The organism is Dolichospermum sp. LEGE 00246, assembly GCF_015207865.1.
In the GTDB taxonomy this organism is placed as follows: Bacteria; Cyanobacteriota; Cyanobacteriia; order Cyanobacteriales; family Nostocaceae; genus Dolichospermum; species Dolichospermum heterosporum.
In genome coordinates, this window is record NZ_JADEWA010000137.1 from 1 (window position 1) to 11,530 (window position 11,530).

General features: G+C 40.7%; 3 protein-coding genes. 1 reads left to right on the forward strand and 2 read right to left on the reverse strand.

Annotated elements, in window-relative coordinates; all coding sequences use genetic code 11:
- On the forward strand, window positions 1–229 hold a 229-nt coding region (locus tag IQ228_RS11440), incomplete at its 5' end, for a transcriptional regulator (protein ID WP_193962897.1).
- A gap of 181 nt (window positions 230–410) precedes the next feature.
- Here the strand turns inward: IQ228_RS11440 and IQ228_RS11445 are convergent.
- Window positions 411–9,665 (reverse strand): phytase, encoded by a 9,255-nt coding sequence (locus IQ228_RS11445; RefSeq protein WP_193962898.1) that lies wholly within the window; start codon window positions 9,663–9,665, stop codon window positions 411–413.
- Window positions 9,666–10,583: 918 nt separating this feature from the next.
- Window positions 10,584–11,530: AAA family ATPase (locus tag IQ228_RS11450; RefSeq protein WP_193962899.1), on the reverse strand; the 947-nt coding region annotated here is incomplete at its 5' end.

Genomic DNA, 11,530 nt, shown 5'->3' on the forward strand with positions numbered 1-11,530 from the left:
GGCTGAACCTAATACACCAGAATATGAAAAATTAGATATTTTAACGACTTTAGTAGAAGTTTATGAACAACAAAATTATCCTATTGAACCTCCATCGCCCATTGCAGCAATTTTATATTATTTAGAAAGTCGTAATCAAGGAATTTCTACTTTTATTGAAAATTTAAAACATCATGGAGTTAGTGAAGAAATAATTAATACTGCTTTAAATGAAATGACTCATGGATGATGGGAAGGCGATAGGGATGTGGGAAAATGAGATTTATGTTACAGCAATTCTCGCTTTAATGAAATACAATGGAGGGCGCAGGCCCTGCGCCCCTACGGTTTTGTGATAAAAACTGTACCTCGTAAGACTAAAAATCAGGGGCTTAACGCATTGCGCTAAACCCCTATATGAGAATTAGATTCTAAGCAAAGACAAACTGTTTAGGATCTGTCAAACTCAAACTACTGGCTTGAATACCAGTCAGAGTCGCTAAAGTTTGATTATTAAAGATAATCGCGGTATCTGCACCAACTTGATTTAACTGGAGTGTGGATGTCGTAATACCCAAGCTAACAGCACCTTGAATACCAATAACATCAGTACCCAGTTGAAAGTCAAGCACGGTATTAGCAGCTTTGGGTAATTCAGCATTGACAATCCAGAATTGGTCAGCGCCAGCACCGCCGGAAATTAAGTTACCACCACCAAGACTAACTCTGAAGATATCTTTGCCGTCGCCACCTAATGCCCGGTCATTGCTACCCAAGTAGAAGGTATCATCACCCACACCACCAGATATGCGGTTGCCACCTTGACCATCTCTCGCATCAAAGGTGTCATTACCATCACTACCGAAAGCGCGATCGCCCTTATTCACAAAGATCGTATCATCACCGCTACCCAGATCAACGATATTGTTACCAGCAAAGGGAGAAATTGCCCCGAAGACAGTATCAACAGTGTCATTACCTGCGCCAGTGAAGATGGTGTCATTGATGCCATCAGTGCCACCACTGACAAACAAATCATCTTTCCCAGTTGTTCCGGCAACATATTGGGTAGCTTCTGCTATAGCCGCAGATAGACCTAAACGGGAATCAAGGGCAATAGGTTTGTCTAGTTCCAAGACCACCATCTCATTGTTGTCAATTCCTGGAGGACGACCAATGGAGAAGGGATAGTTGTTATCGTTGGCAACTAAAATGGTTTTGCTGTCAATCACTAAGACATCTTCAATGGTTTGGAAAGGCATATTGTAGGTGGTTTTACCATCACCATTGAGATCCTTTGGATCTTGGATATTGAGTAGGTCTGCTACTTCCTCCTTGGAGACAAAGCCGTTGGCATCAATTTTACTGAAGTCAACTTTGAATATCTTCTTGAAAAGGGCGGTACTACCTTGTCCGTTATCCCGTTCAATAATTAGGAACTCGTTGTTATTGATGGGGGTGAAATCACCGATCGCATTGCTGGTACTTACTAATTGATAACGTCCTACTAATCCTTGGTAGCTTTCACTGGCTACATCGAATTTATAAATCCGTACAGAACCAGCAGGATCGCCGACAACAGTTCCTTCCAGCATCGGATAAATGGTTTGACGGTCAGGGCTAAATGCCATGCCTTCAAAGCCTTGGGAGCGGTTCAAATTGGCTGTTACGAGGTCGCCGTAGTAGGGCTGATTGGGAGCAAAGTATTCCGGGGAATTATTGAAGTAAGGAGTATTTAAATTCCCGTTGGGATTGGCATAGCCTGTACCAGCTAGGTAATTATTAACTAGAACTTGTCGCCCGGTTTTGGGGAAGTCGGTAAAGAAACCATCTACACCCAAATCAATGAACTTACGGAACTCTGCACCGGGGTCGTTTTTGTAAGTATCGGGAAGGAAGAACTCGTCATTTCTTAAAGTGTAGAGGTGAACGATTAAACCAGCTTTGTGGGCATCTTGAATCAGGGTTGTGGGTGTGCCTAAAACGCGATCGCCATCACTAATTTGACCATCACCATTGAGATCATCAGCAGTACCATCCTTATTGGCATCTACCGTCAACTGAGGAATAATCCGCTGTTTATTCGGTCCAATTCCTTTGGCGTAGGTAGCAATTTCTGTTAAACCTGCTGGTGTAGAAATATCGGTATAGGTGCGGGTATCACCACTGACTACAAAATCATAAGGACGACCTGAACCGCCAAACAATTGCACTAGAGGAATATCAATCCCTGCGGTGGGCATGATGGTGTTTTTCAGCGCCTTGAGGTTGGCAACTTCAAAGGATTGAATGAAGATGCGAGATGGGTCGGTAAAGTTCTCAGCTTTGAGGGTGTCTGCTAAGATTTGGCTAGTATTGATGCCTTGCTGTTGAAAGAAAGTAGGATGTTTGGTTTCGGGATAGATACCGATTTTGCGACCTGTTTCTAGTTCGACTTGTTTCACCAAATCAATGACTTCTTTCAGGGTTGGTACTTTCAATCCATCTTGATCGAAAGTAGTACCACGCAAAGCAGGAATCCGTTCAATCGCATTTAGTTCCTTGACTTCTGCTAGGGTAAAGTCTTCAGCAAACCAACCTACCACATTGCGACCATCTAAATTTTTGATTTTCAGGCGATCGGCAAATTTATCACGTAAGTAAACATCCGTGCTTGTATCGGTACTATTGATAACTGGCTTACCATTGGTATCTCGTTGAATTGTGCCATCAGTATTGAGAACACCGACTGCTAACATGGGTTCGTGACGGGCAATTAAGACACCATCTTTTGTTACCACTAAATCGGGTTCAACGAAATCTGCACCTTGAGCGATCGCTAATTTGTAGGAAGCTAGGGTATGTTCTGGACGTTCACCACTTGCACCCCGGTGACCGATGACAATGGGGGCGTTGCCTGTGAGTGTATCAAATTTAGGAGTAGAAAAAACAGTGGGATTTTGGGGCGATCTGACTTGATTCGCCGTAATTTGATCGCGGACTAAATCACCTGTCCCTGGGAAATCAGTAAAGTAACCATCTACACCTAAATTAATGAATTGACGAAACTCTAATTCAGGATTGTTATTGTAATTTGATGCCAGAGAACGGCTTTCATTGCGGAAGGTGTAAGGATGGACAACCAAACCCTCTTTGTGGGCATCACTAACTAAGCTGGTGGGTGCTAGGGTAACTTTATCCGCATCGTTAATCACACCATCGTTATTGAGATCGTCAGGTTTACCATCATTGTTATTGTCTACAGTTTTCACCGAAATAATCTGCCGTTTCCAGGGTCCAATACCATCGGCATAGGCGGCAATTTCTTTCAAACCAGCAGGAGTTAATAAATCTCCATAGGTGCGGGTGTCACCTTTACCGACAAAATCATAAGGACGAGCGTTAACATCTTGATACAGCAGTGTGCCATCGTTGGCGACATCGTAGGCATCAAGCAATTGCACTAAGGGCAGATTCACACCAGCAGTCGGCATGATGGTATTGTTTAAATCCTTGAGATTGCTGACTTCAAAGGACTGAATAAAAATCCGTTTGGGATCAGTAAATCCTTTGGCTTTGAGGGTGTCAATCAGTTTTTCTTCCAGAGACAAACCCAAGTTATCGTGATAGGTGGGGTGTTTAGTTTCAGGGTAAATACCGATTTTCTTACCAGTTTGTACCTCAACCTCTTTCACCAAATCAATAATTTCGCCCAGGGTAGGAACTTGGAGAAGACCGTTGTATACCTGATCTCGGAAACCTTGAGGCATTACAGCCCGCAGAGTTTTAATTTCTGCCAAGGTAAAGTCTGAAGCAAAGAAACCTTCTTCAGCCGCACCATCTACCAGTACCGTCTTTTTCCGACTAGCAAATTCAGCACGACTAGCTACATCGGTGGTATTGATGAGATTGGGTTCATGACGGGCAATTAAGACCCCATCCTTAGTAGATACCAAATCTGGTTCAATGAAGTCTGCACCGCGTAAAATCGCCAAGCGGTAGGCTTCTATGGTATGTTCTGGCAGTTCACCACTAGCGCCACGATGTCCGATCACAATTGGTGCTTGACCGTTGAGGGTATTTAGTTTAACGGGGTTAGGAGTAGGGAAGGGGGCATCTAGTAATACACCATTGCTATTGAAATGTAGTAGGTAAGTTCCAAATTCATCACCGACCCAAATATCGCCTTTAGCATCAATCACAAAGGACTCTACATCAAAGTCAGCCCCGGTCAGTTCCCGTTTGGCTGTGTTTTTATTGACAATATCAAAGGGGATTAATTTATTGGGGTCAGAGAGTTGAATGAAGTTTTGAACCGCTACAGAACCATTAGCGTTTTCTGTACCCGCAAAATTGGGGTCAACTTGGTAAAGTCGCAGGAGGAAATCAGCACTGTTATTTTTTGCGCCAAAACCGTTATCTGCTAAGAACCAAAAGACAGAACCACCACTGTTGGGGGCAAACTGCACACCACTGAATCCTTGCACTGGTTGACCAGGGAAGGGGGTAGTGCGTCCATTGGTAGGATTAGTTACAGTCGCACCCGCAGCAGGACCTGCTGCGAAAGTATCGGCAGGTAAAGAAGCAAAACCTTTGATTGTCACCATATTAGGAGGAATATTTAGGGTAGTTGAACTTTGATCATCTTCTTGGGCGTTGTTGTTACCAGCACCAGAATCAAAGTCAGGTTGATTTTGGGCGGTAATTTCTGCCTTGTTGGTTAATGCCCCACTTTGAGTCACTTTAGCCGTGAGTTTCAGGGTGCGGGTAACATTACCAGCAATTTCTCCCACATCCCACACACCAGTTTGATTGTTGTAAGTTCCCTGTTGTGGTGTTGCAGAGATGAAGGTAAATGGTTGTGGTAACAAATCTGTGACTTTAATGCCGTTAGCCACAAGTGGGCTGTGATTAAAAAGGGTCAAATTGAAGGTTACTTGTCCCCCTATGACTGGCTGAGTGGCATCAACAGTTTGACTTAATTCTAAATCAACACTAGCGATGTTATTTGGTAGTTCTAAAATTCCCAATTTCTCCAAAGGTGAATTACCAGTAACGTTGAAGTCGTTATCATTAATTAATGCTAGGGTGTTGGGTGAAACTAATGCTAAACCTTCTAATTTTTCCACACCTGTATAACCAAGTTGAGCAGCATTAACAATCAAACTTTTACTAACTGGGGTAATATTGGCGGTTGTTAATTCGGCTGGTGTGAGTTGTTCAATGGTTTTACCAGCAGGTAAGGTGAAATTAGCAGACTTATTGATATTAGTTGCCCCGGCTAAATTAATTTGATAAATCAATTTGTTGGAGGCATTTGTTCCTAAATCATCCCTTTCGACAACGGCAAATTTACCATTACCCAAGGAAACTGCATCACCTAATTTATCGGTTCTGGCGTTACCAGCAGCAGTGATATTATCCAGCAAATAGAGATATTCACCAGTAACTTGTTTGGAAATAATGTCAAATTCCAAAATTCTCAAATTACGGGAATTTCTGGATGTTGTATCACCAGCATTATCTGGGTTATCAATGGCACTTTGAATAAAGGCGTAAAGTTTACTACCCTCTAAAGCTACAGCTTCAAAACCGCGATTATTGCGACGTTGACCATAAACTGCTGGTAATATCTCTGTGCCAAAGGTTCCTGCGGCTGCGTCTGGTTCAGGTGCCGTGGCTGTTCCTTGGGGAATAAAACGGTTAAGTAGTTTACCATTCACATCGAAGTTATAAATTGCCGGACGGTATTCATCTACCAGCCAATAATCCCCATTTGGGGCAATAACTATCCCCTCTAAATCAGCCCCCAATGCCTTGTTAGCTATGACTTGACCATCCAAATTAACCGCAACTTCATCGGTGTAGGCTGTACCAAATGCCCCTGCTTGCAGGTTGGGAAGTCCGGTTAATGGGGTTGTGCCATCTTTCTCAAATAGTCCTGTTCTCTTGGTGATGCTAATTGCACCTGTTTGTTTGTTGAGTTCAAAACTGACTATTTCTGGTTGAAAATCGGGTAAATAGAAGGGACGATTAGCACCGGTGGGGTCGCCATTTGGTCCCCTGTCGGTGTGAGTGACAAATTGGAGATTACCATTTACCGCAATACCTTGGAAATACAACCCGGAAAAACCACCTAAGAAAATATCTTGACCTTTGGAAGTTGTTCCTAATTTGGGTAAGTTGGTAAATTCGTAATTAGTTAAGCGTGGTTGGGGGACGGGGTTACGAGGGTCGTAACTGGTGGTATCTATTTTCAGGACTTGAGGTAAGGTAGCAACAATATTTTCCCAAGGTACTAACTTAAAGTTGCTGCTGATATTCTCCCCACTAACAATGGTGGCGGGGTCATTTGCACCGTCTTGAGTGATAAATACACCATAAGGGAAATTGGGACCCAAGGGCAGATTAATAACATCTGCACCGTCGGATTCTTGAACGCTGTCAATTCCGCCATTGTTCCCAACTGCAAATCTGCCTAAAAAGTCGTTGTTGCCTTCACGGGTATATGTTGCAAAGGTGTTATCGCCTTGACTGGATGCTAACAGGTAGCCTGTGCCGTTTTTACCGTAATAAATGGTTAAGCCTTCAACATCATTGGTGAGGTTTTTGCCTCCCTCAGCTTTGACTTTCTCAATTAATTTACCTGTTGAACCACCATTGGGTTCAGCTTCAAATTTCCAAATCCCCACATCTTCTTGACCAATGTACAGAAATCCTGTTTCTTGGTCTGCTACCATGCCTTCTGTTTGGGCTGAAGCACCTGCTGTGGTTGGTGAGGGAATGGTGAAGCTACGAACTACCTCATAACCAATTTTACCGTTGCCTTTGTCTACTAATTTTAATTGAGCGACATCTCCAGTTTGACGACGGCTGGTAAAGACATAGTAATCGTTGGTGACGGGACTGCGATAGATTGCTAATCCATAAGCACTGCGAGTAGATGCAGAATAAGGGGCAGCGAAAGGTACATTTTGGAAGATTGTGGCAGCATTGCTATCGGTAATATTTTCTAAATAATTACCATCAGCACTGTTGGGGTTAATTTTGAATATTGCTAGTTTATCGTTATTGCGATCGCTCGCTACAGCAATATCAACTTTCTCACCACCTAATGTAAATCCATATTGCAAATCAACGTTGTTATAACGAATATCTGGATTGCTAGGATTAATGGTTTGCAACAGGTTTCCAGCTAAATCATAAATCCGCAAACCGCCATTTTTAACGCTAGTTACAACTAGGCTTTTGCTAGAATCTGTGGAATTAACATAAATTGCCGGATCATCTGCATCGGCTCTTTGACTAAATGGTAAACTACCATCATCTAAAAGCGCGGGACGGGTTTCTACAATAGGGGTAGCAGTGGGAACTACATCTGCACTCAAGGTGAGGATTTGCGTAAATTGGGTAGAACCAAAGTTGTTATCACTCACCAAAATAATGGATTGTGTACCATCTGCCAATTTGGGACCAAATGCCAGACCTTCAATATTATCTGTACCTGTGGGATGATTGCCGTCACTATTAGGTAAACTCAAGGAATCCAGGTTTAATAACAACCGTTTTTGAGCAGGTTGGATAGCAGCTAATTGAGATGTAGTCAGGCTACTCAAGGAATCAACTGTATTAATGTCTGTTGCCCCTTGGAGGCTAATTTCATAGATTTTGATCGTGTTTCCTTGTCCAACAGCAAAGGAGCGTTCTAGAGCCAATAAAGTCCCACGATTATCAATTGCTAATAAATCTACCAAACCATTATCAGCCGCAGTTCCACCAATAGGTGCTTTGGCAATAGGATCGGTAATATACAGATATTCTTTCTCTGGTTGTCCTGTCACCAAATTGTATTGAATAATCCGAGAACGGCTGCTGGTAGTAGTTGTAGAAATTGCACCATCTTGAAAGAGGGCGCTTTCTGTAGCTGTGAATAGGGTTTTCTGGTCAGGAGTAATGGTTAAGCTTTCAAATGCTAAGTTATTACGCACCCCTGATGTTTGAGTATCACCTGTATCAACAACATTATTGTTGTTAGTATCTTGGACAACTGGTAGAAATTTCTTGGGTACTGCTAAAGAACGAATTTCCTGTCCTGTAGTCAGATTAAACTCTTTAATGAAGGGATTGGTGACGCGACTTGCACCTAAATCTGGTCTAACTTCTCCTTCTGAGGAGATTAAAACTGTCCCATTATTTGTTAAAGCAATACCTTCTGGATCTAAGCTATTAGCTGCAAAAGGATTACCATTAATATCCTTGAGTTGGACAACATTGGTAAAAGTTACCGTATTAGTAACAGGGTCAAGAGTGAAGGTATAAAAACGGGCATTTTGTGAGCGATCGTCAGAAATGGCATAATAGCGATTATTTACCGCATCGTAAGTTACACCGGACAATCCACCCAGCGCAACTTGTTGACCATTTACTGTTCCGGCTGCACCAGAGGGAATAAAGCCAGTATTGAAAATAGTTTGTCCCTTGAATCCAGCGCTAACAGCGGTTTTTCCAGGTTCTGTCTCACCAACTTGCACATCTGCATATATTAACCGATGGTCAGAACTAGGGAAACCACCAGGAAGACTAGGGTTAAAAGTTCCTACTAATGGGAAATTTGTATCAGTATTGCTAGGCCAGTACACTTCTGATTTACTAATTTGCAAGTCAGAGGAGGGAAGTACATAGTCTGTTCTCAGATTTCCCGGTGCAGTATCAGCAAAGTCTGCGGTGTCGAAAGCAGGATTACCCTTGTGATTGTTATTTGCCTGACCTTGTAAAGTTGCCTGTTGAGGAGCGCCTAAACTGGTGGGGATAACATTTGTATTGATACTGGGATTTAGTAACAGTTGGCGAATGGCATTGTTATAACTGTCACCATCTAAGGGGTCAGCATTTTGATCACCCATGATGACAAAGCTTGAACCAGCGGCAAGATTACCTTTTTTACCCCCATCATCATAGATATAATCACCTTTGCCTGGGGTAATATAATCTGCCCAAAAACGAATTTCATCACTATTACGCTTACCGTTGCGGTCTTCAGTTCCGTCAAAGGTAGGTGGTGTGGGGTGACTCACAAGAACATGAACTGTTTCCCCATTTACTGTAATTGGTACATCCCAATGATTTTTAGAAGATAAGCGGAGAACGTTAATTTCTTCAGGTGAATAAAAACCGTTTAAGTTCTCATTTACTGAAGTTGCAGGATTATCTACAGTTGGGTCATTTGTTAATAAGTTTCCTGGCATATCCTTCCACAGGAAATTTTGGAAGGTGCGAATGTTGGCTGTATCAATAGGATATTTAGAAAGCAACAACATTCCATACTGACCAGGGAAGTTCCCAAAGCCAAAGGCATCATCACCGTATCCGCTTACGCCTGGAGTTGTAACTGTTGTAGCATTATTATTTAAGTCAAAACCGGAAGCAATCCCAGTATTAGAAGGAGCAATATAAGAGTAGGAATAGTTAACTGGTGTCGCCCCGTTTTGACTGATTTGCAGATAATTTTCTCTAAAAAGATTTACTGCTGCGGGGGAATAGTCAAATTCGTTAATTAGTAATACATCTGGGTTGTTGCGTTGAATAATTTCGGCAACTGTTTTTGCTTGAGCGTTGTTAGGGGTAGATAAATCAGTTACCAACTGACCGTCAGTGTTGCGGTTTAGGGACGCATTAAACTGGGAAAAGCGGACTGTAGTAAGTACCATATTGTTTATACAGATTTAGCTTAAACAAAGATAATCTGGTGACAGGAAATTGCAGATAATGGAATTGAGAATATCAGTCAAAAGTTAAGATACTATTGTCTATAGTTCAGATTTATTTAAGTGCTGATTAAGCTTAGGAAATCAGGAGGTAGGGGCGCAGGTCCTGCGCCCAGTCAAGAGTCACCTAGCATTTCTAAGCATTTGCTGGGTTTCACTAAGTAGGTGAACACAATAAAACCAAACTGTGTAAAGAAACGTAAAATCGCCCAAACCCTCTTGCCCTGCTATAACGATAATTTTCAACGCCAACCTACTTATGTTCAACCCAACCTATATTTCCTGAACAGAACAGGATTGAGATATAAGTTATTTGTATGGGATGTTGGTAAAAAAGAACTTTCTCAATTACTAGGGGTCTATTCTCATTATTATTGAGAATTTTATCAATAATTAAACGAGTTTTGGTGATTTCAGCTAGGGGGCTTGACAGTGTTCCGAGTTTTGGGTATGCTAATGGTATAGGTGGGAAAGTGTGCGCCCATATATATAGGGTTTTTATTTATCAAGATTATAATTTCCAAATTAATTGTTTGAATCAGGATTTACACCGATTAAAGGATGTAGAGGATTTTGGTTTCTGTTTTCGCAACTGCTAAAATTCAAACATCTATAGTTTTATCTGAATCGCTTTTAGAATAATTAATATTTCCGTCTAAGTCTGCTTCTCCAAGATGATTTTTACCTGTTTTATCAAAAACTTCTAAATGAGCGGCTTTACCCTCATGAAAATTATCTACATACCAATAGCGTTCTGTATTTGATTCAAGGTAAATAACTCTTCCTTGACATTTATTGGCTGTTTTTTTAAATTTTGTGGTATCTCGTAAAATAGTTTGTTTATCTCTGGGAGGTTCTTTGTTATCTGAAGAATATTCTAATTGACTTAAATTTAGCTAGTCGTGATTGTGCTTTTGGATGTAAATGTGCTTCAGGATTTTCGACTATTAATATTTCTCCTTGTTTAGCAATCAGACCTGAAACAACAATCGGTAAAATGTAACTATATCCAAATCCCACATTAGCTGGTCTAAAACGGTCTTTTGATGTGCTAGTATTAAATAAAAGTTCGAGTATATTACTTTCAGAACTAGGAACTTCAACTTTTGCACCATTCAATATTTCGTTAAGCCATTCTTCAGTTTGGGTAGCTAGTGTTTTTGCATCTTCACCTAAACATAGTTTATCATTAACTAAGTCATCTCTTTTTTTATAGAGTAAGTTAACTGTAAATTCACCTTTTGCACCAACGTTGGGAAACTTGTTGATGGTAGATTTTAAATAATATTCTTGAGGTCCTAAACGGTCTGCGGAGATATAATGAATATGACTAAAGTTTAAAGATTTAGATAACAAATCTGATGTATATGACAAATTTGAGTCCTTACTTCCAAAGTGTATCCAAATAGGAGATTTACCGGATATTATATTATTTATAATCCCATATACTCCCCCATTAGAAGGTATTAAATTATGTAGTATAATAGATACTCCTTCTAGTATGTTTTCCACATTTTCATCATCTAAAATTACAATCTTATGCTCAAAAACTTTTAAATCTAAGTGAACAATGTCTTCAGACTGATAAATGGCATGAATATCATAATATGAACTAGCATTTATAAGTTTATCTTTATACCTTTTTTCTAATTCTATTCTACCCAAAAAACTAATTCCTACTATTTTAGCCACCATATCATCATCTAAATTTTCATTTAAACAGTATTCAAAATTTCCTTGTAAGTTAAAAAGATTATTATTAAGAGGTCGATTAAAAAGATTATGATTAAAACATGGATTATTAATAT